Source organism: Vitreimonas sp. (genome assembly GCF_035627415.1).
Classification (GTDB): Bacteria; Pseudomonadota; Alphaproteobacteria; order Caulobacterales; family Aquidulcibacteraceae; genus Vitreimonas.
This window is the reverse complement of the sequence record NZ_DASPLU010000031.1, coordinates 36,077-62,740: the sequence shown is the minus strand read 5'-3', so window position 1 is coordinate 62,740 and position 26,664 is coordinate 36,077. Positions and strand designations below refer to the sequence as shown.

The following is a 26,664-nucleotide window of genomic DNA, read 5'->3' as shown; positions in this document are numbered from 1 at the left end:
GGATCAGGCGATCGCCGCCAGCGCGACCGCGCCGATCTTGATTTCAGCCAGCCGCGCGTCGGCACGGGCGAGGACCGTCTGCGTGTAATAATCGAGCAGCGCGCGCTGTTCGCTGTTTGCAGTGCGGGCGAGCCCCTGAGCGATGAGAGCGCCGCCGGCGACGTCGCCCGCGAGCGCGAGATACGCAGCCGCGCCCGCGAGCGCGTCTTCGCGTGGCGCCGAGAGCATGTAGTCGGTCGCCGCGCCAAGAGTCGCAGCTGCGGCGGCTAGGCGCTCGCCCGCCGCGCCGCCGAGCCCTGCGGCCGCCGCCTTCGCTTCGCCGATCAACCGCCGCATCGCCTCGCCGCGGTCGCCGAGCAGCTTACGGCCGTAGAGATCGATCGCCTGGATGCCGTTCGTGCCTTCGTAGATCGGGGCGATGCGCGCATCGCGGTAGAATTGCGCCGCGCCGCCCTCTTCAACGAAGCCCATGCCGCCGTGCACCTGCACGCCCAGGCTGGACACCTCGACCCCGAGATCTGTGCACCAGGCTTTGGCGATCGGCGTAAGCAAATCCTCCATCGCCGTATCGCCGCTGTCGGCGGCGACGGCGCAGGCGTAGCAGATCGCACGGCCAGCCTGGATCTTGGCGCGCATCGTCATCAGCATGCGCTTCACGTCCGGATGTTCGATGATCGGCCGTCCGCCCTGTTTGCGCTCGCGGGCGTACGCGAGCGCCTTCTGGTAGGCGGCTTCCGCGACGCCGACGCCTTCCATGCCCACATTGAGCCGCGCCGCGTTCATCATCGTGAACATCGCTGCGAGGCCGCGGTTCTCTTCGCCGATCAGCCAACCGCGCGCCCCCTCATAGGCCATGGTGCAAGTGGGCGAAGCATGAATGCCCATTTTCTCTTCGACGCCAATGCAGCGCACGGCGTTGCGCGAGCCGTCTTCATAGCGGAATTTCGGGACGATGAAGAGCGAGATGCCCTTCGATCCCGCCGGAGCCCCTTCGATGCGCGCCAGCACCAGGTGGATGATGTTGGGCGCCAGATCGTGCTCGCCCCAGGTGATGAAAATCTTCTGCCCCGTTATGGCGTAGGAGCCGTCCGCCTGCGGGACAGCTTTCGTCGTGAGCACGCCGAGGTCCGAGCCGGCCTGCGGCTCGGTCAGGTTCATCGTGCCGGTCCACTCGCCGCTGACGAGCTTTTCCAGGTAGAGCGCCTTCTGGTCCGGCGCGCCATGCTGATCGATCGCTTCGATGGCGCCGAGCGTCAGCATCGGCAGCAGCGCCAAGCTCATGTTAGCGGCGTGCATCGTCTCCATCACCGCGAGCGCTGCCGCGCGCGGCAGACCTTGGCCGCCATAGGCCGGATCGGCCGCAAGCCCCTGCCAGCCGCCGGCTTTGAAGGCTTCATAGGCTTCGCGAAAACCCGGCGCCGCACGCACGACATCGCCCTCGAGCGTCACGCCGGCGCGGTCGCCGCTGCGGTTGAGCGGCGCAAGCGTTTCCGCCGCCAGCGCGCCGGCGCCTTCGAGGATCGCGGTGAGCAGATCGGCGTCGAGCTCCGGATAGCGCTCGCGCAGGCGCCAGAGGTCGGCGCAGGACTCCAGCGCAAAGCGCATGTCCGCGATCGGGGCGGCGTAGGTCATCGATGTGTCTCCGTCGAGAAAACCATAGACCGAGGTCACGTTGCCGCGACACCCGCCGCCGCGCCGCATGCTAGAATGTGTGCGGGGGAGGAGACTTTTCGCATGCGCGTACTATCCCTCTTACTTTGCTTCGGCCTTGCCGCCTGCGTCAGCATCGAAGGAGCCGCCGACCGGCCTCCGCCATTCTCCGCAGCCGCCGCCGCGCCGGCCGCCGAGACCTACCCGATTGCAGTGGACCTCCCGGCGGGAACCTATCGGCTCGATCCGCGCCACGCCTCGGTGCTTTTCCGCATCCGCCACCAGGCGCTGGCCTATTTCGTCGCGCGCTTCGATACAAAGGACGCCGCGTTCGAGTTCGATCCCGCCGATCCTTCGCGTTCGCGTCTGACGGCGAGCGTCGACGCCGCCTCGGTGAACACCGGCCTTGTGAACAATCGCGGCGAACGCAGCTTCGACCGCTCGATCGGCCGCGCCCTCGGCGCCGAGCGCACTCCACAAATCAGCTTCGTCTCCACGGCGATCGAGCGCACCGGCGCGCACGCCGCCCGCGTCACCGGCGATCTCACTATGAACGGGCAGACCCACCCGATGACGCTCGAGGTCACGTTCGCGGGGGCGTCGATCGATCCATTGCGCGGGGGCGCACAGGTGCTCGGCTTCGCCGGCCACGGCGAGATCGACCGCACGCTATGGGGCGTCGGCGCTTGGCGCGGCCTCGCCGGCGACGAGGTGCAGATCGTCATCGAGGCCGAACTGGTGCGCGACTGAGGCGCTTGACCTCGGGGTGCGTCAGGTCACATCGGTGTGCGTACTTGTCGGGCCGGGGCGCCGTCACCCCACATAAGGCGCTTAGCGAGGGAGACTTCAGATGAAGATTTGGACTGTTGCGGCCGCCGCCATTGCGCTGGCCGCTTGTTCGCAGCCTGCCCAGACCGCGCCCGAGGAACAACCGGCGCAGGTCGCCGTGAACGCGCCGTCAGGGACCTATCAGCTCGATCCGAACCACACCACGGTGACGGTCCGCGCAAAGCATTTTGGCCTCTCCAATTATCAGCTGCGGTTCAATGGGGTCACCGGCGCGCTGAACTTCAACGCGGAGGACCCGGAGCAATCGAGGGTCGAAGCCACCGTCGCCGCAAATACGCTCGATACGCCATATATCGGCGCCACGGACTTCGACGCCGAGCTGCAGAATTCCGAATGGCTCGACGCCGCGCAATTCCCGACCGCCACGTTCCGCTCTACCGCGATCGAGCGCACTGGCCCGAACACGGCCCGCGTCACCGGCGATCTCACCATCCGCAACATCACCCATCCGATCACGCTCGAGGTCACCTACAATGCGAGCCACGCCAGCCATCCGATGGGCTTCCCCGGCGCGCTGATCGGCTTCTCCGCGCGCGGGACATTCCTGCGCTCGCAGTACGGCCTCAACGTGCTGCAGCCGAGCGCGGCGGGCGCATCGGACGGCGTCTCTGACGAGGTCGAGCTGCTGATCGAAGCCGAGTTCACCCAGCCGGCGCAACCGACGACGACGCCGGCCCCGGCGCAGCCGGCCGAGCCGGTGAACTAAAGCGTGACGGCGCCGGCTCAACGTTACGCCGCGATCGCGATCGTCCTGCACTGGGCGATCGCGTTCGCGATCGCCTTGATGATCCCGCTCGGCTGGTGGATGAGCGATCAGGCGGAGGACGGCGTTGTCAGCGACGCGCTCTTCCAGACCTATCAGCTGCACAAGTCGATCGGGCTCACGGTGCTGGCGTTGAGCCTGGCGCAGGTCGCCTGGCGGATCGCCAATCCGCCGCCGGCGCTGCCGGCGCACATGCCGGTGTGGGAGCGCTTCGTCGCTCACGCCACGCACTGGGCGCTCTATGGGCTCATGGTTGCGCTGCCGCTGACGGGGTGGCTCTACGTGTCCGCCGGCTGGTCCGAGCACGACGACGCGCCGCTGCTCGTGACCACGCGCTGGTTCGGCCTCTTCGTCGTGCCGCACCTGTTCGGTCTGCCGAATGCCGGCGCAGACGTGCGCGAAGAGGTGGCCGATTTCGCCATGGAGGCGCACGAACTGATGGCCTGGGGCGCGATCGTGCTTGCCGGTCTGCACGCCGCCGCCGCTCTGAAACACCACGTCCTCGACCGCGACAACGTTCTGACGCTGATGGTTCCGGGTTTGCGGCCGTTGTCCGGCGGCGAGGCTGCGCCGAAGAACCCCGCGCGCCTCGCCGTACTGGGCGGCGGGCTGGCGCTGACCTTCGCCGGAGTCGCCGCGGCGCTCTTCACTCTGTCGAGCCTCGGCGCAGGGCCGCAGGCGCAATCCGAAATCGAGATCACCGAGACCGCTCCGGCGGCCGTGGAGGCTCCACTCGCAGAAGCGGCGCCCGCGCCAGCGACGCCACAAATTGGCGCGCCGGCGCCGTGGCGTGTCGATCCGCGGGCCAGCTCCATCGGCTTCGGCTTCGACTATGACGACGGCGAAAGCGCCGCGCGCTTTGCGGGCCGCTTCACCCGTTGGCGCGCCGACATCCGCTTCGATCCGAACAATCTCGATGCGTCCCGGGTGGTCGTGACCATCGAGACGGCCTCGGCCACAGACGGCGTCGCCCTGCACGACCGCGCCCTGCCCGGTCCGGAATGGTTCGACGCTGCCGCGCACCCGACCGCCGTCTTCCGCGCCGGCGACTTCCGCCGCCTCGGCGGCGACGCCTACGAAGCGCGCGGCGAACTGACGATCCGCGGCCGCAGCCGCAGTTTCACGCTGCCGTTCACGCTGGCGATCGACGGCGATCGGGCGGTGATGACAAGCATTACCCAACTCGACCGCCGCGACTTCGACATTGGCAAGGACACCGACGCGGATGAAATGATCTCGCGCGAGATCGACCTTTCCCTTCACGTCGAAGCCCTCCGCCAGCCATGAGCATCGGCCGCGCCGCCGAGATCCTGCGCGCCGGCGGGCTCGTCGTCTTCCCGACCGAGACGGTCTATGGCCTGGGCGCTGACGCCGCCAATCCGCATGCGGTTGCGCGCATTTACGAGGCCAAGGGCCGGCCGCAGTTCAACCCGCTGATCGCGCATGTGCCCGGCCTCGCCGAGGCCGAACAGCACGCGCATCTGCATGAGAACGCGCTGAAGCTCGCGCGCGCGTTCTGGCCTGGCCCGTTCACGGTCGTCGCCCGCCGCCGCGCCGAGAGCCGCATCGTCGAACTCGCCTGCGCCGGGCTCGCCACCGTAGCCCTGCGCGCGCCGTCGCATCCAATGGCGCGGGAACTGCTCGCCGCTTTCGGCGGCCCGATCGTAGCGCCGAGCGCCAACCGTTCCGGACATGTCAGCGCCACCGCCGCCCAGCACGCCGCAGAGGATCTGGGCGACCGTGTCGATCTCGTGCTCGACGGCGGCGCCTGCCCGATCGGGCTCGAGTCGACGATCGTCGCCGTTGGCGATGACGGCGAAGTCACGTTGCTGCGGCCGGGCGCGATCTCGCGCGCACAGATCGAAGCGCTGGTCGGTCCCGTTTCGATCGCGCACGGCGGCAAGGTGCAATCGCCCGGCATGCTCGAGAGCCACTACGCACCGCGCGCGCGCATCCGCCTCGACGCCGAGGGGCCGCGTCCGGGCGAAGCCTACCTGGCCTTCGGCGCGCCAGCGCCTCCGGGCGGGGTGACGCTCTCCGCGCGCGGCGATCTCGTCGAAGCCGCCGCCAATCTCTACGCGGCGCTGCGTTCGCTCGATGCGACGGGCGCCGAGACGATCGCCGTCGCGCCGATCCCGGCACAGGGCCTCGGCGAAGCGATTCGTGATCGGCTGGCGAGAGCGGCCGCGCCACGAAGCTAGACTTGGACCGACATGGCAGTTCGCGCTTGTGCTATCTCTCGCGCCATGACCGCCGACCTGATCGCCAAGCTCACGACCCGCCTCGGCCCCAAAGGCGTGATCACCGACGCCCCCGCCCTGGCGCCCTATCTCTCTGAATGGCGCGGGAAATTCGCCGGCCGCACGCCGGTCGCCGCCTTGCCGGCGAGCACTGAGGAGGCGGCCGACACCGTACGCATCTGCATCGAACACGGCGCCAAGATCACGACCCAGGGCGGCAACACCGGACTCGTCGGCGGCCAGATCCCGGATGGTGAAGTCTTGGTTTCGCTCAAACGCATGAACCGCATCCGCGAGATCGACGCCGACAACGACTCGCTCATCGCCGAAGCCGGATGCGTGCTCACTGCGGTGCAGCAAGCCGCGAGTGATTCGGACCGACTCTTCCCTCTGAGTCTCGCCAGCGAAGGCAGCGCGACCATCGGCGGCCTCATCTCCACCAACGCCGGCGGCGTGCACGTGCTGCGCTACGGCATGATGCGCGACCTCGTGCTCGGCGTCGAAGCGGTGCTTCCGGACGGACGCATCTATCGAGGCCTCAAGGGGCTGAGGAAGGACAATACCGGCTACGACCTGAAGCAGCTCTTCATCGGCGCGGAGGGAACGCTGGGCATCGTCACCGCGGCGAGCCTGAAGCTCTTCCCCCGCCCGCGCGCGCACGAAGTGGCGCTGGTCGCAACGCCGTCGCCCGAGGCGGCGCTGCAGTTGCTCCACCACATGAAGGGCGTGACCGGCGCGGTCGCGGCCTTCGAGATCATGAACCGGCTCTCGATCGATCTCGTCGTCAAGAACGTCGTCGGCCGGCGCGATCCGCTCCCCGGCGCGCCCTATCAGGTGCTGATCGAATTCGAAGGCATGCAGGCCGAAACGCTGCGCGAGACCGTAGCCGGCGCACTCCAACAGGCGCTCGAAACGGGCGAGGCGCAGAACGTCCTGATCGCCGAAAACGCAAGCCAGGCAAGGGATTTCTGGCGCATTCGCGAAGACATCTCGGCCGGCCACCGGCCCGAAGGCGCGCAGGTCAATCACGACGTCAGCGTGCCGGTTTCGCAGACGCCGGCGTTCTTGGCGCAGGCCAATGCGGCGATGGAAGCGCGCTGCCCCGGCGCGCGGATCGTCGCCTTCGGCCACATGGGCGACGGCAACTTCCACTACACGGCGATGCAGCCGCTCGGCATGGACGCGTCCGCCTTTCCCGGCGCCGCCCTCACCCAGACGGTCAACGAGATCGCCACTGCGCTCGGCGGCTCGATCTCGGCCGAACACGGCATCGGCGTTGCGCGCAAGGCCGACCTCGTTCGCTTCAAGGACGCCGAATCGATTCAGCTGATGCGGACGCTCAAGCGCGCGCTCGACCCGATGAACGTGATGAACCCGCGCGCGCTCATCGCAACTGAAGTGTAGCGAAACGATCCAAGCATCACCGCGTTGCGCGATGCTCAACTGCAGAATCGCTGTTGCAGATTCATCGCGATGAATCTTTTCGCTAGCGAATGTGCTTGCGCATGACATATTGAAGACGTACTGCGGCTGCGTTGCCGTAAGCAAAGGAGCCAGGGCATGGCTAAGAAAGCGAAGAAGGCGGCCAAGAAGGTCGCGAAGAAGGCGAAGGCCAAGAAGGCCACGCGTAAGACTGCAACGAAGAAGGCCGCCAAGAAGGCGCCGCGCAAGACCGCCGCCAAGAAGAAGGCGAAGCGTGCGAAGAAGGCGGCTCGCTAACACGAGACCCTTCGAGCGCATTGCGCGCTCCAACGAACAAGGACGAATGTCCAATCGATGCGCGGCGCGAGAGCGTCGCGCATCTTTGTTTTCGGGCCGCCGCACCGATCCAGTCGCGCTCGAAAAAGCTGTTTTGTTCCAAAAATTTACGGGTCGCCGCCGTCGGGGCGGCGGCAGCGCTGGCGAAGCTGCGTTCAAGGCGTCTCTGCAAACGCCGTCCCACGATCGCCGGCGCGGTCGGCAGCCATCACTTGCGCACTTCGCATCGCGTCTCGGCGCGTTCTGCGCTTGCGGCGTAGAAGTGCGGCGCCGCATCAAGAGGAGATGAGCGAACCCCGCCGCCCGATCGCCGCCGTCGGCGCCGTCTGTTTCAAAGGCGACGACGTGCTGCTGATCCGGCGCGGCGCCCCGCCGCTCGAGAATCACTGGTCGCTGCCGGGCGGGCGAATCGAATGGGGCGAGCGCGTCGCCGACGCCGCGCTGCGCGAACTGAAGGAAGAGACTGGATGCGAGGCCGAGCTTGTCGGTCTCGTCGATGTCGTCGACGGCCTCATGAGCCGCAGCGGCGCGCCGGACGAGCCGCCCTGGAACCATTACGTGCTGATCGACTATGCGGCGCGCTGGACCTGCGGCGAACCGAAGGCGGGCGATGACGCCCGTGAAGCCCGCTTCTTCACGCCGGCCGAACTCGCGAGCCTTGGTCTGTGGGCCGAAACGTTGCGGGTCATCGAAGCTGGCCGCCGCCTGCTTCAGGACTGACGAAGCGCGCCGCGCGCAAGATTGAAGGACGGCGCCCTGCCGGTCGCTTCGGCGACGTCGAACCCCGTCTTCACCAGCGCCAGCACGACCAGCCCCGCAAGCGGCTCGTCCATCAGCATCAGCAGGAAGCCGCCGAAGATGATGGCGAGGTGCAGGATGACGATGCGCGGGTAAGGCGCGGCCATCAGCGCCAAGGGATTGGTCCCGGCCGCCTCGCCGCGCACAACGAATAGCGTCAGCTGCAGCGCTTGCCAGAGCACGATGGAGGCGAGCCCCCAGCTCAGGCCGGGCTGCAGCGCGAACAGCGCCCGCGCCGCGCCGGGAAGGTCGAGCATGTTCGAGCCGAGCGCCTCGCCGGCGAACATGCCGACGACGAACGAGCCGTGCGCGAAGCAGAAGAGGCCGTAGTGCAAGGTGAAGAAGGCGCAGAAGAAGAGCACGCCGACGAAGTTGGCGCCGCCGACGATGCCGCTGATCGCCATGCTGAGCAACGTGCGCCCGCCGATGACGACGTTCTCGAGCCAATAGAGAAAGATGAGCGCGAAGGCGCTCCAGCCCCAGAACAGAACGCCGACGACCGGCACGAGATTGAAGCCGATCGCCGCGATCAGCGCGGCGCGCCCGTGCCGATTCGGAACAGCCGCCTCCCCCATGCGTTCGCTCCCTTCGGACGGGGAGCTTGCTCCGCACCGCTGCGAAGATCAAACGGGAGAGACGAGACATGTCCATCGGCAGTGGCGACGGCCGCGCTTCCGGCCCCGTAGACACTGGCGCAACGGCAGGCCCCGCGCCGAGCCTCAGCGACAGCCTGAACGAGAGCCTCGACGAGACGCAGGCGTATCTGAAGCAGCAATGGCAAGATCGCCCGCTCTTGATCGCCGGCCTCGTCGTCGCGGCTGGCCTCCTGATCGGCCTCGCCCTGCGGCGACGCTGACGCGCGCGTGGCAGCGTCAAGCCTTTACAGGCCGGCCTCAGCCGGCAAACTCCGCCCGTCGATTTCGGGAGGAGTTTCGTATGAGGCTGTTCGCAGCCGCCGCCGCGGCGGCTCTGATCTTCGCCGGCGCCGCCGAGGCCCGCACTTGGCGCATCCGCCCCGGTCCTGAAGCCGAGCAGCAGCTGCAGACGGCTTTGATCGAGGCTGAACCAGGCGATACGGTACAGCTCGGCCGCGGACGGTTTGAACTCACCGCCGGCCTTTCGCTCGATGTCGACCGCGTCACCATCCGCGGCGAAGGCGAAGACCGCTCGATTCTTTCCTTCGACGGCCAGCGCCGCGGCGCCGAAGGGCTGCTGATCACCTCCGACGGCGTCAGCTTGCGGGGCTTTGCCGTCGAGAACGCCCGCGGCGACGCGATCAAGGCGCGCGACTGCAACGGCATCCATATCCGCGAAGTGCGGGTGGAATGGACGCGCGGGCCGAACCCGGAGAACGGCGCCTATGGGCTCTATCCGGTCAACTGCTCCAACGTGCTGATCGAGCGCTCGATCGCCCGCGGGGCCTCGGACGCCGGCATCTATGTCGGCCAGTCGCGCAACATCATCGTTCGCGACAATACGGCCGAGTTCAACGTCGCCGGCATCGAGATCGAGAACTCCTACAACGCCGACGTGTTCGGCAACACGGCGACGCGCAATACCGGCGGCATCCTGGTGTTCGACCTGCCCGGCCTGCCGCAAAAGGGCGGCCATTCGGTGCGGGTGTTCGAGAACCGCATCGTCAACAACGACACGCCGAACTTCGCCCCGGCGGGCAATATCGTCGCCAGCGTGCCGACCGGCACCGGCGTCCTCATCATGGCCAACCGCAACGTCCACGTGTTCGAGAACGAGATCGCCGACAACGGCACGGTAAACGTGCTGATCACGGCCTATCGCAACGAATATGACGACCGCGAGTACGTCCCGGTCGCGCGCGACATCGTCATTCGCGACAATAGCTTCGGCAACACCGGCTTTGCGCCGGCTGGCGATCTGGCCGGTCTCGCGCAAATGGGCGTGCCGATGCCCGACGTGCTGTGGGACGGCTCGTATATGTACACGGTCGTTCATATGCCGACCGTCGCCACGCCGCGCATTGTCGTGCGCGACAACACCTCGACACGCTCCGGACAGGGCTCGTTCCTGTCGCTCGGCCTCGCCGTCGCCGGCACGCCGCTGACGGAGGCCGCGCCCGACCCGACGCCGCCGCCGCTGCTGGATGTGGCGGAGCCGGAAGCCGTGCGGATCCGCGACTGATGCGTTTCGGGCTGACGATCCTGGCGTGTCTTGCGCTCGTCACTTCGGCGGCGGCCCAGCGCATGCCGCCGCCGAACGTGGACGACCGGGTCGTCATGGCTGAGACGCCCGCGCCGCTTCTGTCGCATTATCGCTTCTTCCGCGACGTGCGCATGACCCAGCCCAATCCGCGGGTGACGCCCTATGAGCTCAACACCGCGCTCTATTCGGACGGGGCGCTGAAGTTCCGCCACGTCTATATCCCTTCGGGATCGCAGGCCCGCTACAGCGCCGACGACGTGTTCGACTTTCCGGTCGGCACGGTGCTGATCAAGACCTTCGCCTTCGCCGCCGACATGCGGGCGCCGACCGAGAACGTGCGCTTCATCGAAACGCGGTTGCTGATCCGCCGCGAAGAAGGCTGGGTCGCCTATCCTTACGTCTGGAATGAAGAGCAGACCGAGGCGCGCTATTCGCCGATCGGCGCGGATGTGCCGGTGAGCTTCACGGACGAAGATGGTGAAGCCATCGCGCTCGACTGGGCCGTGCCGAACCGCAACCAATGCAAGGCTTGCCACGATCGGGCTGGCGAGTTCGTGCCGATCGGGCCGAGCGCGCGGAATTTGAATCGATACCTGTATTACCCTCGTCGTTCGATAGGCTCGATGGTTCTGGAGAGTGAGGCAGAGGACCAGCTGAATTATTGGCTGTCCAATGGTCTCTTGGATCAAGTTCCTGATGACGTGCCTTATGTGCCCCATGCCTTCGACCCGGAAGACGGCACAATCGGTCAGCGCGCCCGCGCCTATCTCGATGTGAATTGCGCGCATTGTCATAACCCCGAAGGCCCAGGCCACACCTCTGGGCTCGATCTGCGCTGGAGCCAGAGCGATCCGGCGCTTTGGGGCGTTGGCAAGCGGCCGGTTGCGGCGGGGCGCGCTTCGGGCGGGTTTGATTTCGCCATTGAGCCGGGACATCCGGAGCGCTCGATCCTGGTGCATCGGATGGCGTCGACCGATCCGGGCGTGATGATGCCGGAGCTGGGACGCACGCTGGTCGATGAGCGCGGCGTTGCGCTGATGCGCGAATGGATCGGCGCGATGCGAGAGGACGGGTCGAGCGACTAGCTCCACCCATGCCCGGCTTCTTTGAGTGCCGGTGTTTCCCCTCCCTACACTCGTGTTTATGGGCCCCGGACTTGGCGCTGCGCGCCAATCCGGGAATGGGTGTCAGTGCAGATTGGGCAAGAAACCCACCGCCATCGCCGCGTGGACCGCCAGCGCCATCAGCACCAGCGAGCCGATCACGAAGACCGAGAAGCGGATGACGATGACGTTCACCGTCGCTTGCAGGATGGAATGCACAACGCGGATGGCGACGTAGAGCCAGGCCAAGCCAATATTGATCTCGTGCGCCTGATCCATCAGCTGCAGCGCAAAGCAGAGCGCGTAGAACAGCGTCGGCTGCTCCATCAGATGGTTGTAGTTGTTGGCGACGTTGGCGCTGGGCAGCGCTTCCATCTGCGCCTTGGTAGCCTGGCCGGGCTTCACTTTCGCTTTCGCCATGGCCGGGATGCGTGTGGCGTAAAGCCAGACCAGCATCACCAGCGACCAGATCACCAGCGCAACGACCGGCGCGATCATTCCGTAATCGTACATGAGTGTCCTCCCCGCAGGCGCAATCATGAGCGGGTTTGCGCGGCTGGCAAGCACTACCGCTACGGGAGTTCGCTTGGCGCGCGGCTGCGAGGCGCCTAGGTTCGCGCCAAACGGGGATTCCATGAGCCGCAACGACGCCGCAGAACGCGATAATTCGCCCTTCCTGGAGAAGGCGCTGGAATGGGTGATCTACGCCAGCCGCTGGCTGATGGCGCCGGTTTATCTCGGCCTGATCGGCGCGCTGGCGATCCTGATCGTCACCTTCTTCCGCGAACTGGTGAACACGGCGCCATTCATTCTGGAAATGGACGAGACCGACATCATCCTGCTGGTGCTGACGCTGGTCGACCTTTCGCTCGCGGGGAATCTGGTGCTGATCATTCTTTTCTCCGGCTACGAAAACTTTGTCTCCAAGATCGAAACCGCCCATCGCGACAAGGACCGTCCCGAATGGATGGGCACGCTCGATTTCAGCGGCTTGAAGATCAAGCTGATCGCCTCGATCGTCGCCATCAGCGGCATTCATCTGCTGAAGATCTTCATGAACCTCGCCAACTACACCGAGCAGCAATTGCTCTGGTACGTGATCATCCATCTGACCTTCATCGTTTCCGGCGTCTGCGTCGCCACCATGGATTGGATCGAGCAGAAGGCGCACAACGCGGCGCAAGGTTGAGTGCGCTTCGCGCGCTCGGGCAGTCGGCAGTAGGCAGTAGGCAATAGGCGCGTCTGCGCACCGGCCGACGCCGGGCTCGAAAAACGACTGCCAACTGCCAACTGCCTACTGCCTCCATGAGAGGCGGGGCGCGTCGGACGCGCTGGGGTAGTTTCCTAGGTTGCGATGCGTATCGCTACGCAACGCTGCGCGTCGAACGCGCCCCGTGATCGGCCGTTATTCCCGGATTGGCGACCAGGAGTTTGTGGCTCACCAACGCACAGAGCACGCAGGGGCCTTGGCTCCTTATGGCCACGAGCCGGTTCAGCGCGTCGAGATTCTCCGATGAATCCCGGACCCCTGCGGTTTCACGCCCCGCAGGCAATGCAGACATCGTTCGCTTCGCCCTTCGAACCTGGAAAGCGTCGTACCCTCTCTCAAGGGCCCTCTCGACATTCCCACGTCCGCGGACTTCCTCAACGATGAGAAGACGCCGCTTCGTGTCCTTCGTGACGTTCTTGGTGCCCTTTGTGTTTAAACACGAAGGCACAAAAGCCGCACAAAGATCACAACGCTTTCTCCCTCCCCTCGAAGCGACGTCTGCCGCGCCGGTCGATGCGCTCACATTTCAAAGCTTCGGAGCTCTTCGAAATCCTCTCGTGTGAGAGCAAGGGCATTATACGCCAGGTCTGGCGCTGTCGGATTGATTTCTGCGCGGGCTTTGATCGGATTGGTTTTTTGCGCGGAAACATGGGGGATAGAGCGCGCATCTATCCTCGTTTCCGTCACACTGGGCGCGCAATTGTGCGAGCTCACGATTAGGGGCGACCGCTGCGGCGATGGGAGGTGTCAGCGTGCGCGAGCGCGCTGACGGAGGGGTGCGCGCTCCGCCGCCGAAGACGAAGCCTCATAAGGCCATGCCGGAAAGGCTGGCGGGCCTCACCCCCTCAGTCATCCGCCTCCGCCTGCGGCTTCGGCCGATGACAGCTCCCCCATCGAGGGGGAGCACGAGGTCCGCGTTACATCCGCTCTGGCACTTCGATGCCGAGCAGGTCTAGCGTCCGCGTAAGCTGTTTCAACGTCGCCGCCGCGAGCGCCAAGCGCGACACGCGGATGGCGCCTTCCGACGGCAGGATCGGGCAGTTGGCGTAGAAGCCGGAGAAGGCCTGGGCAAGCGCGTAGGCGTGTTCGGCCAGGAAGTGCGGCGCCTTCTTGTCGTAGGCGGCGCGCAAAGCGCCGTCGAAGGCGTCGAGCGCAAGCGCGAGCGTGCGCTCGGCTTCGTGTTCGATCGCGATGACTCCCCCTCCCCCTTGTGGGGAGGGGGTTGGGGGGTGGGGGGCGTGCAAACGCTCAGGCGCCTGCGCGTCGGAACGCCCCCCCTCTCCCTGCCCTCTCCCCCACAAGGGGGGAGAGGGTTCGAGCAAACCCATCTCCTCGGCTTTGCGCAGGATGCTTTTGATGCGGACGGCTTGGTAGAGCAGATACGGGCCGGTCTTGCCTTCGAAGCTCATGAAGCGGTCGAGATCGAAGACGTAGGAGGTGCCGCGGAAGTTGGAGAGATCGGCGAACTTTATCGCGGCGATCGCCACTTTGTGGGCGATGTCCTCGAATTCGGCGGCGCCGTATTCTTCGCCGAGCCCCGCTTCGTGCAGGCGCGCACGCGCTTTCTCTTCGGCCTGACCGATCAGATCCTGCAGCTTCAGGACGCCGCCGGCGCGGGTCTTGAACGGCTTGCCGTCGGGCCCGTTCATGGTGCCGAAGCCGACATGTTCGAGCTTGTCGCGGGCGATGTAGCCGGCTTTCGCGGCGGCGCGGTAGACCTGCTCGAAGTGATCGGCCTGGCGCTGATCGACGACGTAGAGGATCATGTCCGGCGTTTGATCGCGCACGCGCTGGACGATGGTGGCGAGATCGGTCGTGCCGTACATGGCCGAGCCTTCGCTCGACACCACCAGCAGCGGATCGGGGCTTTCGACTTCGACCACCGTGCCGTCGTCGAGCTTCTTCTTCTTTGTTTCGCCCGGCTTGGCGACGCGCAGGATTCGGGCGCCTTGGTCTTCTTCGAGCAAGCCCTTGGCTTCGAGGTCCTTGACCATTTCAGGGATCAGCGGATCGGCGTCGCTTTCGCCGAGCCAGAGATCGAAGTCGACGCCGAGCGCATGGAAGTCGCGCTTCTGCGCCGCCATCGAGACGTCGTGCATGGCTTTCCAAATGGTGCGGTGGAGTTCGCTGCCGGCTTGCAGCTGCGCCGTGGCGCGCCGGGCGCGGTCGCGCACGGCGATGTCGCCGTCTTTCACCTTGGCGGCGTAGGTTGGATAGATCGCTTCTAATTGTTCGAGCGTCAGCGTCTTCAGGCGCGCTTCGAGCTTGGCGCGATCGTCGAAGCCGCCGAGTTCGTCTTCGAGCGCGGCGATGACGAGGCCCATCTGGAAGCCCCAATCGCCGAAATGCGCGTCGCCCCACACTTCGTCGCCGCGAAAGCGGTAGATGCGCTTGACGCTCTCGCCGATGATCGAGGCGCGCAGGTGCCCCACGTGCATGCCTTTGGCGACGTTGGGGCCGCCATAATCGACGACGACGCGGCGCTTCTGCTCCACCGGCGTTGCGCCGGCTTTCGCATCGTCGGCGACGAACTGGGCGCGCTGCGCCAGCGCTTCGGCGGTGACTTTGAAGTTGAGAAAGCCTGGGCCGGCGACGGTCGGCGCAGATGCGAGATCAGTCGCAGTCCAGGCGGCGGCGACTGATTGCGCCACCTCTTGCGGCTTCTTGCCGGCGGCCTTCGCGACGGCCAGCGCGCCATTGGCTTGGAACTCGCCGAGGTCCGGACGATCGGAACGGCGCACGTCGGCGTGCTTGGGATCGAGGCCTAGCCCCCTAAACACCTCCGCGTTGGCGGTGGTGAGTTTGCTCGCGAGGTCTTTCATGGTCTGCGGGATGGGGTTTGGAGCAGATTACGTCAAGGTTCGATGACCCACCTCCTCCTCGATGGAGGAGGTGGCCGCTTGTCCGCCGAAGCTCGAAGAGCGCAGGCGGGCGAAGCGGCCGGAGGAGGTGCGCGCGCGGACGATGAAGAAGACGCCTCACGTGGCTCCACCCCGAAAACCGGCGGGCCACACCTCCTCAGTCAGCGCTGCGCGCTGACAGCTCCTCCATCGAGGAGGAGCGGGTGCGAACCTACTGCCCCGGCGCGACGTTGTCGCCGGCGTCGATGCGGAAGCGGCGGCCGTCGCGGTTGAACTGGAGCTGCTCCGGCGTCAGCTCGAAGCCGACCAGAATCTCGAAGTTCTCGCCCGAGATTTCCTCGTTGGCGCGCGGGATGACGATGCGTTCGATCTGCTCGCGGCGCGTGGTCACCGCTTCGCCGCGGTCCCAGCGCACGTCGACGTCGAAATAGGCCTTTTCGATCGGGGCGCGGCCGCGGCGCGTCACCGCCACCCAATAGCGGTAGGTCTGGCGGTCGGACGTGGCCGCGGGGCCGCGGCCGAAGGCCATGTCGATCTCGAGGTTCATGACGATCGGATCCGTACCGACATAGCGGCAAAGACCGCGCACGCCCTGCATCTCGCCGGTGAACTCGATGTTGGCGTAGCGGACCTGATCCGGGGCGGCGAAGTCGACTAGGCGGGCGTTGTCGTAGAGCACGCCCATCAGCGGGCACGGGCCGGCGTTCGGGCGGTCGTCGTTGCCGACCATGCGGTCGAGCCAGCTCGGCTCGCGCACTTCCTGCTCTTCCGGCGTCACGCCGCCCGGCAGCTCGATCGTACGGCCGCGATCGTTGGACGTGCCGCACGCGGCCGTGGCGGCCAGAGCGAACGAAAGCATCAGCGCTGCCGGGAGCTTCATCTACGACCTCTCTCGCCCTGGGTTCATGCAGCGGCGGCTGCATGTCTCACCCCGCCTCCAAGGCAAATGGCGTCGGGCCGTGATAGCTTCGCCCCGCACGGCCCGCAACAGAGCCGGGCGCCCCGATCTGCCAATGCGCGAAAACTTCTCCACCGAGCCGATGAACCCGCCAGAAAAACGCCCCATTTCAATCCTGTTGGCGGCGCCGCGCGGCTTCTGCGCCGGTGTCGACCGGGCCATCCAGATCGTCGAGCAGGCGATCCGGAAATGGGGCGCGCCGGTCTACGTCAGGCATGAGATTGTCCACAACCGGCACGTGGTGGAGCGGCTCGAGGCGCTGGGCGCGGTGTTCGTGGAAGAGCTCGACGAGTGCCCGATCGACCGGCCGGTGATCTTCTCCGCGCACGGCGTGCCCAAAGCGGTGCCGGCCGAGGCGCGGGCGCGCGAGATGATTTATGTCGACGCCACCTGCCCGCTGGTGTCGAAGGTGCACGTCGAAGCGCAGCGCCATTTCGACGCCGGGCGCGAAATCGTGCTGATCGGCCATGCCGGGCACCCGGAAGTGATCGGCACGATGGGGCAGCTGCCGGAAGGCGCGATCACGCTGTTGGAGACTGTCGCCGATGCGGAGGCGTTCGCGCCGCGCGATCCGGCCAAGCTCTCGTTCGTGACGCAGACGACGCTCTCGGTCGATGACACGGCTGAGATGGTGGCGGTGCTGCAGCGGCGCTTTCCGGCGATCGCCGCGCCGCACAAAGAAGACATCTGCTACGCGACGACCAACCGCCAGGATGCGGTGAAGGCGATGGCGGAGCAATCCGATCTGGTGCTGGTGATCGGCTCGCCGAAGAGCTCGAACTCGGTGCGGCTGGTGGAAGTGGCAAAGCGCGCCGGCGCGCGCGATGCGCGGCTGGTGGGTTCTGCGGCGGAGGTGGATTGGAGCTGGTTCGAGGGCGTGGCGAGCGTGGGCGTGACGGCTGGCGCGAGCGCGCCGGAGGATCTGGTCGAAGGCCTGATCGCGGCGATCGCGGCGCGCTATGCGGCGCGCGTGGAAGAAGTGCGGGTGACAAAGGAAGACGTGACGTTCAAGCTGCCGCGGGTTTTGGCGGAGTGATTTTCCCTCGCCCCGCGAAGCGGGGGAGGGAAACGCGGCGAAGCCGCGAGGGAGGGGGACAGTGGCGTGACGCGGAGTATTTCCCCCTCCCCTTGCCCCTCCCCCGCTTCGCGGGGCGAGGGGAAAGTTCAACAGCTGATCCGCGACGTCATCGGCGGCGTCCGCACGCGGCGCTCGGAGCGGCCGGCGCTGATCGGCGTCGGCGGCGCGCAGGGCTCGGGGAAGTCGCACCAGTGCCGCGCTTACGCCGAGCGCCATCCGCGCATCGCGCACTTTTCATTGGACGACATCTATCTCACGCGCGCCGAACGACTCGATATGGCGCGCGACATCCATCCGCTCTGCGCCACACGCGGGCCGCCGGGCTCGCACGATCTCGGTCTCGCCGACCGCGTGATCGCCGAACTGGAAGACCCGAGCGGCAAGCAGAAGGTGAAGCTGCCGCGGTTCGATAAAGTGACCGACGATCGGGCGCCGGAGGCGAACTGGCCGGTGTTCGAAGGCCTGCCGCACGCCATTCTGGTCGACGGCTGGTGCATGGGCGCTGCGCCGCTCGATCCGGCAAGCCTTGATGCGCCGCTGAATGCGCTCGAGCGCGAGCAAGATGCGGACGGCGGCTGGCGGCGCATGATCGCCGCGCATCTGGCGGATGACTACCAGACTTTCTTCGACGGCTTCGATGCGATGATCTATCTCGCCGCGCCGAGCTGGGAGATCGTGCGTACCTGGCGCGGCGAGCAGGAGGTCGAAACGCGCGGCCGGCCGCTCACGGCGGAGGAGAACGCGGCGCTCGACCGCTTCGTGATGCACTACGAACGGGTGACGCGCGCCATGCTGGCGGGGCGCCATCGCGCGCAATGGATCGCGCATCTGGACGAGGCGCGGGGCGTGACGAGAGTCGAAGAGCGATGAAGTGCGCAGTCTGCAGGCGCCTGATCGTCGGAACGCCCCCCCTCCGTCGCCTTCGGCGACACCTCCCCCGCAAGGGGGGAGGAATCCGCTAGCGCCATGGCCGTCTACACCGCCCTCTCCGACGCCGATCTGGCGCAGCTGCTGGCGCAGTACGCGCTTGGGCCCGCCACCTCGTGCAAGGGCATCGCCGAGGGGGTGGAGAACTCGAACTATCTGCTGCGCACGGGCGCGGGGCAGTTCATCCTCACCGTGTTCGAGAAGCGCGTGCGCGAAGAAGACCTGCCCTTCTTCATGCAGGTGATGGCGCGGCTCGCCGAACGCGGCGTGCCGGCGCCGCAGCCGGTCGCGACGAAGACGGGCGCGTTGTTCACCCGCGCGAAGGGCAAGCCGGCGGCGATCGTCTCGTTTCTCGACGGCGTCTGGCCGCGCGCGCCGGACATCGGCCATTGCGCCGCGATCGGCGAAGTGCTGGCGCGCATGCATGTGGCGCTCGAGGGCTTTGCGCTGGAGCGCGCCAATGCGCTCTCGCTCGACGGCTGGGAGCGGCTGATCGCGCCGCGCTTGGCGCAAGCTGAATATTTGCGGCCGGGATTGGCGCGGCTGATCGAGCGCGATGTGGCCGAGGTGCGCGCCGCGTGGCCGAGCGCGCTGCCGCGCGGGCCGATCCACGCCGATCTCTTCCCCGATAACGCGCTCTTCCTGGGTGAGCGCCTCACCGGCGTGATCGACTTTTACTTCGCCTGCACCGATTTCCTGGCGTACGATCTGGCGGTTTGTTTGAACGCGTGGTGCTTCGCTGAGAAGCGCGACTACGATGTCGCGCGCGGCGGTGCGATGATCGCGGCGTACGAAACGATACGGCCGCTCAGCGAAGCCGAACGCGCCGTGCTGCCGACGCTCTGCCGCGGCGCGGCTTTGCGATTCTTCGGCACGCGCTTGGCCGATTGGGGCGACACGCCTGAGGGCGCGCTGGTAAAGCCGAAGGACCCGCTGGAATATGCGGATAAGCTGGCGTTTCATCGGAGCGCCGCTTCGGCCGCAGCCTACGGAGCCTGACGATGCGAACGGTTCTTCTCGTGTTGGCGCTTGTGCTATGGGCGCCCGTGGCCGGCGCGGCGGCGCTGTTCTTGATCAACGGCCTTGGCGATTCCGGCGCGTTCACCGAACCGCCGGACACAGCGATGCGGAGCCTTCGGCTCGCGGCATTCGAAGGATTGGAGTTCGGCGTTCGGTCGATGCCGTTTCTGTCGCTCGCGCCGGCGTGGGCTGTGTTCGCGGCGCGTAGGTGGGCGCCGATGATTGCCGACGTCGTCGCCGCGCTCATCGGCGCCGCTATCGTGTTTGCATTTTTTGTCGGTTGGACAGTGTTTTACCCGCTTGATCCTCTACTTGGCGGGATCGCTCCTCTGGTCCTGATTGTGTTGCTGATCGGGGCGGCATGGACAGGCCTGCTGATCATGCTCCTGCGTCCGCGCGCGACTCCCTCTAGATCAGCCCCATGAAAACAGTCGACATCTGGACCGATGGGGCATGCAGCGGAAACCCCGGGCCCGGCGGGTGGGGCGCGGTGTTGCGTTATGGCGAGACGGAGAAGGAATTCTCCGGGGCCGAAGCCGCCACCACCAACAATCGCATGGAGCTGATGGCGGCGATCCAGGCGCTGAAGGCGCTCAAGACGCCGGTGCGCGTGCGGCTGCACACCGATTCCAAATACGTAATGGACGGCGTCACTAAATGGATTCACGGCTGGAAGAAGAACGGCTGGAAAACCGCCGACAAGAAGCCGGTGAAGAACGAAGACCTCTGGCGCGAACTGGATGAAGCCAATGCGCGCCATCAAGTCGAGTGGAAATGGGTCAAAGGCCACGCCGACGATGTGATGAACAACCGCGCCGACGAGCTGGCGCGCGGCGCGATCAAGACGCTGCGCTGAGTTGAGGCGCCCCTATTTCAACTTGGCCAACAGCGCTTCGAAGCGCGGGTCGCCGCGGAGATTGTCGTAGTCGGGGTCCTGCTCGACCCAGTCCCGTTTGCCCCAGCCGCGCGCGAACACTCGGCCCAGCAATTCGAGCGCGACCTCATTGAAGCCGGCCTTCGCGTGCAGACAGGCGGCGTTCACGAGCACGCTCATATCGTCGGGATAAAGCTCCAGCGATCGATGCGACCACTCCATCGCTCGTTCGAGCTGGCCGTCCTCGAACAGATCGGTGGAGCCTAACGCCAGAGCGCGCGCATCGGTGGGATTGAGCGTCAACATGTATTCTGCGCGTCGAATCGACTCACGGACGACCTCGCGCGCCTCCTCGGTGCGTCGGAGCATGCGCAATGTCATGGCGCGCAAGCTGGTGCTCTGGAAGTCTTCGGGCCGTACTTCGGAGGCGCGCCGGAACAGCTCGTTGGCGCGCTCAATATCTCCGCGGGCGAATGACGCCCGCGCGAAATAGTAATAGGCCTCGAACAGGTTCGGATTGAGGCGGATGGCTTCTTCGAACACCTTTGCCGCATCGTCGTAGCGGCGCAGCAGCGAGAGTGCGAAGCCCCGGGCGGCGTGGACTTCAGCGATGTCCGGACTGGCTTCGAGGCCGCGCCGGCTGGCCGTATCGGCGCTGGCCCGATCCTCATCGCTGGCGCCGAACCACTCGTAGAGCGTGGCGTGTACGGCGGCGAGGCCGGCCCAGGCGGGGCCGTAGTCGGCGTCGAGCTCCAAGGCGCGGGTGAACATCTGTCGGGCGGTCTCGAGGTCCGGCCCGGTCAAGCGGGCGAGGTGCTGGCGCCCGCGCAGATAGAGTTCATACGCTTCCGTGCGCGTCTGCGGACGCACCAGCGCCTCTTTCTCGCGATGTGTCAGCACGGCGCCGCGGAGAGAGGCGACGACGCTCCCGGCGATCTCATCCTGAATTTCGAAGATGTCGCCAGTGGCCCGATCGAAGCGGCGAGACCATCTGTTGTCGCCAGCGGCGACGTCGACCAAGCGGACTGTGATGCGGAGCCGGTCGCCGGCCTTGCGCACGCTGCCTTCGAGCAGCGTCTCCACGCCGAGCCGGCGGCCGATCTCGCGCAGATCGGCGCCGGCGGCGTCGAACTGAAACGAAGCGGAGCGGGCCGTCACGCGGACGCCTTCGACATTGGCCAGCGCGTTGATCAATTCTTCGGCGAGGCCCTCGCAGAGGTAGTCCTGGTCCCGATCCGGGCTCATGTCGAGGAACGGCAGCACCGCGATCGACGGGTGTGCGGCCGCCGCCGCGACCGGCGCCTGCGCCGCCGAGTCGTGCTTCAGCCGATAAACCGCGACCGGCTCGGCGATGTTGCGCATGCGCTGCTCGCCCATCGGCTCGAGCGCGAATGACGTTTTCCTCCGCATCTCGCTGGCGACTTTGCCGGAGAGGCAGATGCCGCCGGGATCGGACAGCTGCTGCAAGCGGGCGGCGATGTTGACGCTTTCGCCGTAACGATCGGTCCCGTCTATGATCACTTCGCCCAGATTGAGGCCGACGCGGAGATCCAGGCGCTGCTCGCGGGCCAGGCCATCGTTCTGCCCCGCCAGAGCCTGCTGGATCGCGACGGCGCTCTCGACCGCATCGACGACGCTGGCGAATTCGGCCAGGAACCCGTCCCCCATCAGCTTGAAAATGCGTCCGCCGCGCTTGGCGATCTCCGGCTCCAACAGCTCGCGCTGGCACCGTTTCAGGCGCGCGAACGTGCCAGCCTCATCGCGCTCCATCAGCGCCGTGTAGCCCACGACGTCCGCAGCAAGGATAGCCGCCAGCTTCCGTTCCACCTGCGCGCCTCTCGCCGATCCTCCGGCCATCTAACATGCGCCCGGCGCGCGCGCGAAGTACGAACGCCAGCCGCCTGCTTCGCCGCGCAACGGAGGGGTTGCGCCGAATTCTGGATCCGCGCAGCTTCGTTCCATGCGCACTCTACTCTTCCTCGCCGCCCTCGCCTTCGCGCCGTTGGCGCAGGCCCAATCGCTCGACGACCTCGCTTGGCTCAAGGGGTGCTGGCGTGCGGGCGGAGAGGGACCGCAGATCACCGAAGTCTGGTCGGCGCCGCCGATGCCGGCGATGGTCGGCTATTCGTACACAGTCGGCGAAGGCGAGACGCAAGGCTGGGAGCAGATGCGGATCGAGATGATCGACGGCGCGCCGCACTTCGTCGCCATGCCCAACGGCGCTGCGCCGGTGCGGTTCAGAATGCGGCCCACGCTCGATCTGCTGGTTGGGGGCGAGCACGGCGTCGGCGCAACCTTCGAGAACGCGGCGCACGATTTCCCGCAACGCGTGAATTATCTGCGCGTCGGCAATCGATTGACCGCCACGATCTCGCGCCTCGACGGCTCCGACCCGATCCATTTCAGGTATCGCCGCATCAACTGCAGCGGCGCATTGCGGCCTTAGGCACGCTTCACTTTCAGCGTGGCGCCGTCGACGCCGTCGACCACCACCGCCTGCCCCGCTTCCAGCGTTTCATCGCTGACCGCGCGCCAGACCGTGTCCTGAACCTTCACCGAGCCGACGCCGTTGGCGAAGTTGGCGATCACGCCGCGTGCGCCAATCAAAGCCGACGAGCGCTCATTCAGACCGGTGGCCGCGCCTTCCTTGCGCCAGCGCTGCACCAGCGGACGGCCGAACGCCGTCAGCGCGATCACCAGAACGGCGAAGATCGCCATCTCGGCGATCCAGTTGGTGACGCCGGTGAGCGAGATCAAAGCCGTCGCGAAGGCGGCGACCGCGGGCCACAGGAGATAGGTGGTGCCGCTCGCCATTTCGGCGATCAGCAGGATGAGGCCCAGCACCAGCCAGTGCGTGGGGCCGAGACTGGTGAGGAATTGGATCAGGTCCATGGGAACAATGTAGCGATTTGCATGGCGGCTCGCCAGTTGGAGCGCATGGGAGCGCGCGGCTCCTGCCGCGTCCAGCGCGCAGAGCGCGCTTTTGGCGCTGCTGAAACAAACGGGCGCCCGGCCCGTGGGCGCGGCCGGAGCCGCGGTCCTTAACGCGTCGGCGGGACGGCGGTGCGCGGGGGGCCGCCGAGCGGGCTTTCGCCTTGGGCGTTGAGCGCCCGCAGGCCCTCGACCAGGCCGGCGAGGCCGCCCAGATCGGCCGGCACGATTACCGTGCGCTGCTGGTTCGAGGTGGCGAGATCGCCGAACGCTTCGACGTATTTGAGGCCGAGGAAGTAGCGGATGGCGTTGACGTCGCCCTTCGAGATCGCTTGCGAAACCATGTCGGTCGCCTTCGCTTCGGCTTCGGCTTCACGCTCGCGCGCTTCGGCGTCGCGGAAAGCGGCTTCGCGGCGGCCTTCGGCTTCGAGAATCGCCGCCTGCTTGGCGCCTTCGGCGCGCAGGATCGCCGCCTGCTTGTCGCCTTCGGCTTCGAGAATTTGCGCGCGGCGTTCACGCTCGGCCTTCATCTGCCGCGCCATGGACTGGGTGATGTCCGCCGGCGGCGAGAGGTCCTTGATCTCGACTCGCATCACCTTGGTGCCCCACGCGTCGGTGGCGGCGTCGACAACGCCGAGCAAGCGTGCGTTGATCGAGTCCCGCTGCGAGAGCACTTCGTCGAGATCCATCGAGCCGACCACCGTGCGGATGTTGGTCATGCAGAGGTTCTGGATCGCGAGCTTCAGATTCTCGACTTCGTACGCGGCCTTGGCCGCATCGATCACCTGGATGAAGACGACGGCGTCGACAGACACCACCGCGTTATCCTTGGTGATGACGTCTTGGCGCGGCACATCGAGCACCGTCTCCATCATCGAGAGGCGCCGGCCGATGCGGTCCACGAAAGGAATCAGAAACGAAATGCCGGGCCGCAGCGTGCGGATGTAGCGGCCGAAGCGCTCGGCCGTGAACTGCCGGCCTTGCGGCACGACCTTGATGGCGCTGAAGGCGAGCACCAGCGCCATCGCCACCAGAACGATTACGACATAGTCCATGTCTTCCCCCGCCGCTTCTGCGGCCAGCCGCAGCTTAAGATCAGGTCAATTGGCCAAGCAGATGCTCGGCGCTGGAAACCTTGTATTCACCAGCTTCTTCAACGTTGAGCTGTTCTACCACCCCATCCTTGACGAGCATTGAATAGCGCTTCGAGCGCGGCCCCATGCCGAACTTGGAAAAGTCGGCGTCGAGCCCCACTGCGCGCGCGAACTCGCCCGAGCCGTCCGAGAGCATGATCATGTCGTTTTGGACGCTTTGATCCTTCGCCCATGCGCCCATGACGAAGTGATCGTTCACCGCCGTGCAGGCGATGGTGTCGACGCCCTTGGCCTTCAGGTCATCCTTGAGGTCGCGGAAACTCGGCAAGTGGCGTGCGGAACAGGTCGGCGTGAACGCGCCCGGCACGGCGAACAGCGCCACCGTCTTGCCGCCGAAGACATCGGCGGTCCGCATCGTCTTCATGCCCTCGCTGGTCGGCACGTTGAACTGGACGTCGGGCAGCTTGTCTCCGACCTTGATCATGGCGTTCTCCTCAAACTTCCGCCTCAATCTAGGGCGGCGGATCGGGATATGCGAGCGCCCTCTTGCGCGGAAGCGCCCAGCCTGAAAGCATCGCCCCATGGCCAACTCCCTCGCAGGCAAACTTCTGGTGGCGATGCCGGCTATCGGGGACCCCCGCTTCGCTCACGCCGTGATCCTGATGTGCTCACACGACGAGGAACACGCGATGGGCGTCGTCATCAATCGCCCGAAGGAAGAACTGACGCTGAGCGAGGTGATGGAGCACCTGGGGCTGCCGACCAAGAACGAGATCGCGCTGAACGCGGTGCTCGACGGCGGCCCGGTGGCGCAGGACCGCGGCTACGTGCTGCACTCGGACGACTTCACCGCTGGCGAGGCGACGCAGGAGATCGCGCCGGGCATTCGCCTCACGGCGACGCGCGACGTGCTCGAAGCGATGTCCGGCAAGAACGCGCCGCACGATTTCGTGTTGGCGCTCGGCTGCGCCGGCTGGGGCGCGGGGCAGCTGGAGAACGAACTGAAGCACAACGCCTGGCTGATCGTCGATCCGGACAAGGCGATCATTTTCGACGAAGAGCACGAGGCGAAATGGACGCGCGCGATCCGCGCGCTCGGTTTTGATCTCTCGCAGCTGATCGGCAGCGAAGGCGGGCGGGCTTAGGCGGCGGCCCCGCGTCGCCTTCTACAAGCTCAGGCTGACGCTCTTCAGCGCTACTGTGAGAAATGGCGTCATGCTGAGCTTGTCGAAGCACGACGCCTCGCACAGACGTCTCAACGCTCTCCGGCCAAGCTGCGCGTAAGCGCTGCGCCGGGCCGGGGCCCATGGTCAGCCAAGCTCCGCCTGTCGGAATCTGTCGCAACGATGGGCCCCGGCCTCCGCTTCGCTACGGCCGGGGAGCGGCGGCTAACGCCTGCGGAGTACTCGCTCGGTCGAAGCCGGATACTTCACGAGCGCCGCACCTGTCCGCGTCGGCCGACGCTCCAAACCCCCGCCGCAGTTAGGACACGGACCCGACAGCGCGCCCTCGGCGCACGTCACACAGAACGTGCATTCGAACGAGCAGATGCGCGCGTCAGCGCTATCCGGCGGCAGGTCGCGGTCGCATGTTTCGCAATTGGGCTTCAGCGCCAGCATCAGGCGTTCCCGGCGACATAGGCTTCGATCGCTTCGCGTCGCTGCGTGGCGAAGGCGGAGAAAAGCTGCCGCACGGCGGCGACCGTCTTCTCCTCCGCCACTTCCGGCCGGCCGGAGTTGAACGGCGGCGCCGGCGCGTATTCGAGCGCGAGCTGGATCATCTTCGCGGTGTCTGCGCCGGCGAGGTCGGCGACGATGGTGAGGGCGATGTCGATGCCGGCGGTGACGCCGCCGCCAGTGATGCAATGGCCATCGCGTACGACGCGCGCGTCATCGGGGATCGCGCCGAACGGCGCCAGCAATTCGCGATAGGCCCAGTGGCTGCCGGCGCGCTTGCCTTTGAGCAGTCCCGCCGCCGCGAGAATGAGAGAGCCAGTGCAGACGCTCGTCACGTACTTGGCGCTTTCGCCGAGCCGTTTCACCTCGGCCATGAAGGCCGGATCCATCATCGCATCGGTTTGGCCCGGCCCGCCAGGGACCATGATCATGTCGGCGCGATCGATGTCGGCGAGCGCGCGCAGGCGCGAGAAGGTGAGGCCCATCTCGGTGACGAGTTCGCCGCCGTCCTTGGAGGCGATGATCACTTCGGCGCCCGGCATGCGCGCGAGCACTTCGTAGGGGCCGGTGAAATCGAGCTGGGTGAGGCGCGGATAGAGGATGAAGACGATGCGGAACGGGACGGTCATGGGGAGG

The 26,664-nt window shown here is 66.5% G+C and carries 29 protein-coding genes; 18 read left to right on the top strand and 11 right to left on the bottom strand.

Features of this window, described 5'->3' with window-relative positions; all coding sequences use genetic code 11:
* Positions 1 to 3: 3 nt before the first annotated feature.
* Positions 4 to 1,632: an acyl-CoA dehydrogenase family protein gene (locus tag VEA80_RS16340; protein WP_325061838.1), complete on the bottom strand. Its 1,629-nt coding sequence runs from the start codon at positions 1,630 to 1,632 to the stop codon at positions 4 to 6.
* 102 nt (positions 1,633 to 1,734) lie between these two features.
* Between VEA80_RS16340 and VEA80_RS16335 the strand changes: the two genes are divergently transcribed.
* From VEA80_RS16335 to VEA80_RS16305, 7 genes are all read left to right on the top strand, one after another.
* Positions 1,735 to 2,400, top strand: a complete 666-nt coding sequence (locus tag VEA80_RS16335) for a YceI family protein (protein ID WP_325061837.1) — start codon at positions 1,735 to 1,737, stop codon at positions 2,398 to 2,400.
* 100 nt (positions 2,401 to 2,500) lie between these two features.
* On the top strand, positions 2,501 to 3,205 hold the full coding sequence (locus tag VEA80_RS16330) for a YceI family protein (RefSeq protein ID WP_325061836.1): 705 nt from the start codon (positions 2,501 to 2,503) through the stop codon (positions 3,203 to 3,205).
* Positions 3,206 to 3,208: 3 nt separating this feature from the next.
* On the top strand, positions 3,209 to 4,549 hold the full coding sequence (locus VEA80_RS16325; RefSeq protein ID WP_325061835.1) for a cytochrome b/b6 domain-containing protein: 1,341 nt from the start codon (positions 3,209 to 3,211) through the stop codon (positions 4,547 to 4,549).
* Positions 4,546 to 5,463, top strand: a complete 918-nt coding sequence (locus tag VEA80_RS16320; RefSeq protein WP_325061834.1) for an L-threonylcarbamoyladenylate synthase — start codon at positions 4,546 to 4,548, stop codon at positions 5,461 to 5,463. Before VEA80_RS16325 ends, VEA80_RS16320 begins: the two co-directional genes overlap by 4 nt.
* A 45-nt stretch (positions 5,464 to 5,508) precedes the next feature.
* Positions 5,509 to 6,906: an FAD-binding oxidoreductase gene (locus VEA80_RS16315; RefSeq protein WP_325061833.1), complete on the top strand. Its 1,398-nt coding sequence runs from the start codon at positions 5,509 to 5,511 to the stop codon at positions 6,904 to 6,906.
* 156 nt (positions 6,907 to 7,062) lie between these two features.
* On the top strand, positions 7,063 to 7,221 hold the full coding sequence (locus tag VEA80_RS16310) for a hypothetical protein (RefSeq protein WP_250689515.1): 159 nt from the start codon (positions 7,063 to 7,065) through the stop codon (positions 7,219 to 7,221).
* A gap of 324 nt (positions 7,222 to 7,545) precedes the next feature.
* Positions 7,546 to 7,980 (top strand): NUDIX hydrolase, encoded by a 435-nt coding sequence (locus tag VEA80_RS16305; RefSeq protein ID WP_325061832.1) that lies wholly within the window; start codon positions 7,546 to 7,548, stop codon positions 7,978 to 7,980.
* Here the strand turns inward: VEA80_RS16305 and VEA80_RS16300 are convergent.
* Entirely contained in the window at positions 7,971 to 8,633 is a 663-nt protein-coding gene (locus VEA80_RS16300) for a DUF6498-containing protein (protein ID WP_325061831.1), read from the bottom strand. The genes VEA80_RS16305 and VEA80_RS16300 overlap by 10 nt on opposite strands.
* Positions 8,634 to 8,701: 68 nt before the next feature.
* On the opposite strand from VEA80_RS16300, the gene VEA80_RS16295 reads away from it, so the two are divergent.
* From VEA80_RS16295 to VEA80_RS16285, 3 genes are all read left to right on the top strand, one after another.
* Positions 8,702 to 8,914 (top strand): hypothetical protein, encoded by a 213-nt coding sequence (locus VEA80_RS16295; RefSeq protein WP_325061830.1) that lies wholly within the window; start codon positions 8,702 to 8,704, stop codon positions 8,912 to 8,914.
* 80 nt (positions 8,915 to 8,994) lie between these two features.
* Positions 8,995 to 10,215: a parallel beta-helix domain-containing protein gene (locus tag VEA80_RS16290; protein ID WP_325061829.1), complete on the top strand. Its 1,221-nt coding sequence runs from the start codon at positions 8,995 to 8,997 to the stop codon at positions 10,213 to 10,215.
* The gene (locus VEA80_RS16285) at positions 10,215 to 11,321 is read left to right on the top strand and encodes an SO2930 family diheme c-type cytochrome (RefSeq protein ID WP_325061828.1); all 1,107 of its coding nucleotides are present in this window, start codon (positions 10,215 to 10,217) and stop codon (positions 11,319 to 11,321) included. Before VEA80_RS16290 ends, VEA80_RS16285 begins: the two co-directional genes overlap by 1 nt.
* 102 nt (positions 11,322 to 11,423) lie before the next feature.
* Here the strand turns inward: VEA80_RS16285 and VEA80_RS16280 are convergent, their stop codons facing one another.
* On the bottom strand, positions 11,424 to 11,852 hold the full coding sequence (locus tag VEA80_RS16280) for an MAPEG family protein (protein ID WP_325061827.1): 429 nt from the start codon (positions 11,850 to 11,852) through the stop codon (positions 11,424 to 11,426).
* Between the two features lie 121 nt (positions 11,853 to 11,973).
* Here VEA80_RS16280 and VEA80_RS16275 point away from each other — a divergent pair, with 121 nt between their 5' ends.
* Positions 11,974 to 12,528 carry a TIGR00645 family protein gene (locus tag VEA80_RS16275; RefSeq protein ID WP_325061826.1) on the top strand — a complete coding sequence of 185 codons (555 nt, stop codon included), beginning with the start codon at positions 11,974 to 11,976 and terminating at the stop codon, positions 12,526 to 12,528.
* Between the two features lie 998 nt (positions 12,529 to 13,526).
* Here the strand turns inward: VEA80_RS16275 and argS are convergent.
* Complete coding sequence (gene argS, locus VEA80_RS16270; protein ID WP_325061825.1) at positions 13,527 to 15,431, bottom strand: arginine--tRNA ligase; 1,905 nt, start codon at positions 15,429 to 15,431, stop codon at positions 13,527 to 13,529.
* A 250-nt stretch (positions 15,432 to 15,681) separates the two neighbouring features.
* A complete protein-coding gene (locus VEA80_RS16265; protein ID WP_325061824.1) occupies positions 15,682 to 16,350 on the bottom strand; it encodes a hypothetical protein in 669 nt (222 codons plus the stop codon).
* 160 nt (positions 16,351 to 16,510) lie between these two features.
* Here VEA80_RS16265 and ispH point away from each other — a divergent pair, with 160 nt between their 5' ends.
* The 5 genes from ispH (at position 16,511) to rnhA (ending at position 20,309) form a co-directional block, all read left to right on the top strand.
* Positions 16,511 to 17,464: a 4-hydroxy-3-methylbut-2-enyl diphosphate reductase gene (gene ispH / locus VEA80_RS16260; protein ID WP_349257278.1), complete on the top strand. Its 954-nt coding sequence runs from the start codon at positions 16,511 to 16,513 to the stop codon at positions 17,462 to 17,464.
* A gap of 66 nt (positions 17,465 to 17,530) precedes the next feature.
* Positions 17,531 to 18,376: a hypothetical protein gene (locus tag VEA80_RS16255; RefSeq protein ID WP_325061823.1), complete on the top strand. Its 846-nt coding sequence runs from the start codon at positions 17,531 to 17,533 to the stop codon at positions 18,374 to 18,376.
* A 96-nt stretch (positions 18,377 to 18,472) separates the two neighbouring features.
* Positions 18,473 to 19,432: a homoserine kinase gene (locus VEA80_RS16250; protein ID WP_325061822.1), complete on the top strand. Its 960-nt coding sequence runs from the start codon at positions 18,473 to 18,475 to the stop codon at positions 19,430 to 19,432.
* Positions 19,433 to 19,479: 47 nt separating this feature from the next.
* Positions 19,480 to 19,878, top strand: coding sequence for a hypothetical protein (locus VEA80_RS16245; protein WP_325061821.1), 399 nt, complete (start codon positions 19,480 to 19,482; stop codon positions 19,876 to 19,878).
* Complete coding sequence (rnhA, locus tag VEA80_RS16240) at positions 19,875 to 20,309, top strand: ribonuclease HI (protein ID WP_325061820.1); 435 nt, start codon at positions 19,875 to 19,877, stop codon at positions 20,307 to 20,309. The genes VEA80_RS16245 and rnhA overlap by 4 nt, the downstream gene beginning before the upstream one ends.
* Before the next feature lie 12 nt (positions 20,310 to 20,321).
* On the opposite strand, the gene VEA80_RS16235 is transcribed toward rnhA, so the two are convergent.
* Positions 20,322 to 22,154, bottom strand: a complete 1,833-nt coding sequence (locus VEA80_RS16235; RefSeq protein WP_325061819.1) for an adenylate/guanylate cyclase domain-containing protein — start codon at positions 22,152 to 22,154, stop codon at positions 20,322 to 20,324.
* Between the two features lie 133 nt (positions 22,155 to 22,287).
* Between VEA80_RS16235 and VEA80_RS16230 the strand changes: the two genes are divergently transcribed.
* On the top strand, positions 22,288 to 22,773 hold the full coding sequence (locus VEA80_RS16230; protein WP_325061818.1) for a DUF6265 family protein: 486 nt from the start codon (positions 22,288 to 22,290) through the stop codon (positions 22,771 to 22,773).
* On the opposite strand, the gene VEA80_RS16225 is transcribed toward VEA80_RS16230, so the two are convergent.
* The 3 genes from VEA80_RS16225 to VEA80_RS16215 all read right to left on the bottom strand — a co-directional run bounded on the left by VEA80_RS16225 (position 22,770) and on the right by VEA80_RS16215 (position 24,836).
* On the bottom strand, positions 22,770 to 23,219 hold the full coding sequence (locus VEA80_RS16225) for an NfeD family protein (RefSeq protein WP_325061817.1): 450 nt from the start codon (positions 23,217 to 23,219) through the stop codon (positions 22,770 to 22,772). The two genes, VEA80_RS16230 and VEA80_RS16225, sit on opposite strands and share 4 nt — an antisense overlap.
* Positions 23,220 to 23,368: 149 nt before the next feature.
* Positions 23,369 to 24,313 carry an SPFH domain-containing protein gene (locus VEA80_RS16220; protein ID WP_325061816.1) on the bottom strand — a complete coding sequence of 315 codons (945 nt, stop codon included), beginning with the start codon at positions 24,311 to 24,313 and terminating at the stop codon, positions 23,369 to 23,371.
* Positions 24,314 to 24,353: 40 nt separating this feature from the next.
* Complete coding sequence (locus VEA80_RS16215; protein WP_325061815.1) at positions 24,354 to 24,836, bottom strand: peroxiredoxin; 483 nt, start codon at positions 24,834 to 24,836, stop codon at positions 24,354 to 24,356.
* A gap of 97 nt (positions 24,837 to 24,933) precedes the next feature.
* Between VEA80_RS16215 and VEA80_RS16210 the strand changes: the two genes are divergently transcribed.
* Positions 24,934 to 25,497 carry a YqgE/AlgH family protein gene (locus tag VEA80_RS16210; protein ID WP_325061814.1) on the top strand — a complete coding sequence of 188 codons (564 nt, stop codon included), beginning with the start codon at positions 24,934 to 24,936 and terminating at the stop codon, positions 25,495 to 25,497.
* Positions 25,498 to 25,740: 243 nt separating this feature from the next.
* On the opposite strand, the gene VEA80_RS16205 is transcribed toward VEA80_RS16210, so the two are convergent.
* Positions 25,741 to 25,971 carry a DUF1272 domain-containing protein gene (locus tag VEA80_RS16205; protein ID WP_325061813.1) on the bottom strand — a complete coding sequence of 77 codons (231 nt, stop codon included), beginning with the start codon at positions 25,969 to 25,971 and terminating at the stop codon, positions 25,741 to 25,743.
* Positions 25,971 to 26,657, bottom strand: a complete 687-nt coding sequence (locus VEA80_RS16200) for a DJ-1/PfpI family protein (protein ID WP_325061812.1) — start codon at positions 26,655 to 26,657, stop codon at positions 25,971 to 25,973. The genes VEA80_RS16205 and VEA80_RS16200 overlap by 1 nt, the downstream gene beginning before the upstream one ends.
* Between the last annotated feature and the right edge of the window lie 7 nt (positions 26,658 to 26,664).

Bases quoted from the DNA above. Each gene is read 5' to 3' on its own strand.
- VEA80_RS16340 (WP_325061838.1), bottom strand. From the start codon at position 1,632: ATGACCTACGCCGCCCCGATCGCGGACATGCGCTTTGCGCTGGAGTCC.
- VEA80_RS16335 (WP_325061837.1), top strand. From the start codon at position 1,735: ATGCGCGTACTATCCCTCTTACTTTGCTTCGGCCTTGCCGCCTGCGTC.
- VEA80_RS16330 (WP_325061836.1), top strand. From the start codon at position 2,501: ATGAAGATTTGGACTGTTGCGGCCGCCGCCATTGCGCTGGCCGCTTGT.
- VEA80_RS16320 (WP_325061834.1), top strand. From the start codon at position 4,546: ATGAGCATCGGCCGCGCCGCCGAGATCCTGCGCGCCGGCGGGCTCGTC.
- VEA80_RS16315 (WP_325061833.1), top strand. From the start codon at position 5,509: ATGACCGCCGACCTGATCGCCAAGCTCACGACCCGCCTCGGCCCCAAA.
- VEA80_RS16310 (WP_250689515.1), top strand. From the start codon at position 7,063: ATGGCTAAGAAAGCGAAGAAGGCGGCCAAGAAGGTCGCGAAGAAGGCG.
- VEA80_RS16305 (WP_325061832.1), top strand. From the start codon at position 7,546: ATGAGCGAACCCCGCCGCCCGATCGCCGCCGTCGGCGCCGTCTGTTTC.
- VEA80_RS16300 (WP_325061831.1), bottom strand. From the start codon at position 8,633: ATGGGGGAGGCGGCTGTTCCGAATCGGCACGGGCGCGCCGCGCTGATC.
- VEA80_RS16295 (WP_325061830.1), top strand. From the start codon at position 8,702: ATGTCCATCGGCAGTGGCGACGGCCGCGCTTCCGGCCCCGTAGACACT.
- VEA80_RS16290 (WP_325061829.1), top strand. From the start codon at position 8,995: ATGAGGCTGTTCGCAGCCGCCGCCGCGGCGGCTCTGATCTTCGCCGGC.
- VEA80_RS16285 (WP_325061828.1), top strand. From the start codon at position 10,215: ATGCGTTTCGGGCTGACGATCCTGGCGTGTCTTGCGCTCGTCACTTCG.
- VEA80_RS16280 (WP_325061827.1), bottom strand. From the start codon at position 11,852: ATGTACGATTACGGAATGATCGCGCCGGTCGTTGCGCTGGTGATCTGG.
- VEA80_RS16275 (WP_325061826.1), top strand. From the start codon at position 11,974: ATGAGCCGCAACGACGCCGCAGAACGCGATAATTCGCCCTTCCTGGAG.
- argS (WP_325061825.1), bottom strand. From the start codon at position 15,431: ATGAAAGACCTCGCGAGCAAACTCACCACCGCCAACGCGGAGGTGTTT.
- VEA80_RS16265 (WP_325061824.1), bottom strand. From the start codon at position 16,350: ATGAAGCTCCCGGCAGCGCTGATGCTTTCGTTCGCTCTGGCCGCCACG.
- ispH (WP_349257278.1), top strand. From the start codon at position 16,511: ATGAACCCGCCAGAAAAACGCCCCATTTCAATCCTGTTGGCGGCGCCG.
- VEA80_RS16250 (WP_325061822.1), top strand. From the start codon at position 18,473: ATGGCCGTCTACACCGCCCTCTCCGACGCCGATCTGGCGCAGCTGCTG.
- rnhA (WP_325061820.1), top strand. From the start codon at position 19,875: ATGAAAACAGTCGACATCTGGACCGATGGGGCATGCAGCGGAAACCCC.
- VEA80_RS16230 (WP_325061818.1), top strand. From the start codon at position 22,288: ATGCGCACTCTACTCTTCCTCGCCGCCCTCGCCTTCGCGCCGTTGGCG.
- VEA80_RS16225 (WP_325061817.1), bottom strand. From the start codon at position 23,219: ATGGACCTGATCCAATTCCTCACCAGTCTCGGCCCCACGCACTGGCTG.
- VEA80_RS16220 (WP_325061816.1), bottom strand. From the start codon at position 24,313: ATGGACTATGTCGTAATCGTTCTGGTGGCGATGGCGCTGGTGCTCGCC.
- VEA80_RS16215 (WP_325061815.1), bottom strand. From the start codon at position 24,836: ATGATCAAGGTCGGAGACAAGCTGCCCGACGTCCAGTTCAACGTGCCG.
- VEA80_RS16210 (WP_325061814.1), top strand. From the start codon at position 24,934: ATGGCCAACTCCCTCGCAGGCAAACTTCTGGTGGCGATGCCGGCTATC.
- VEA80_RS16205 (WP_325061813.1), bottom strand. From the start codon at position 25,971: ATGCTGGCGCTGAAGCCCAATTGCGAAACATGCGACCGCGACCTGCCG.
- VEA80_RS16200 (WP_325061812.1), bottom strand. From the start codon at position 26,657: ATGACCGTCCCGTTCCGCATCGTCTTCATCCTCTATCCGCGCCTCACC.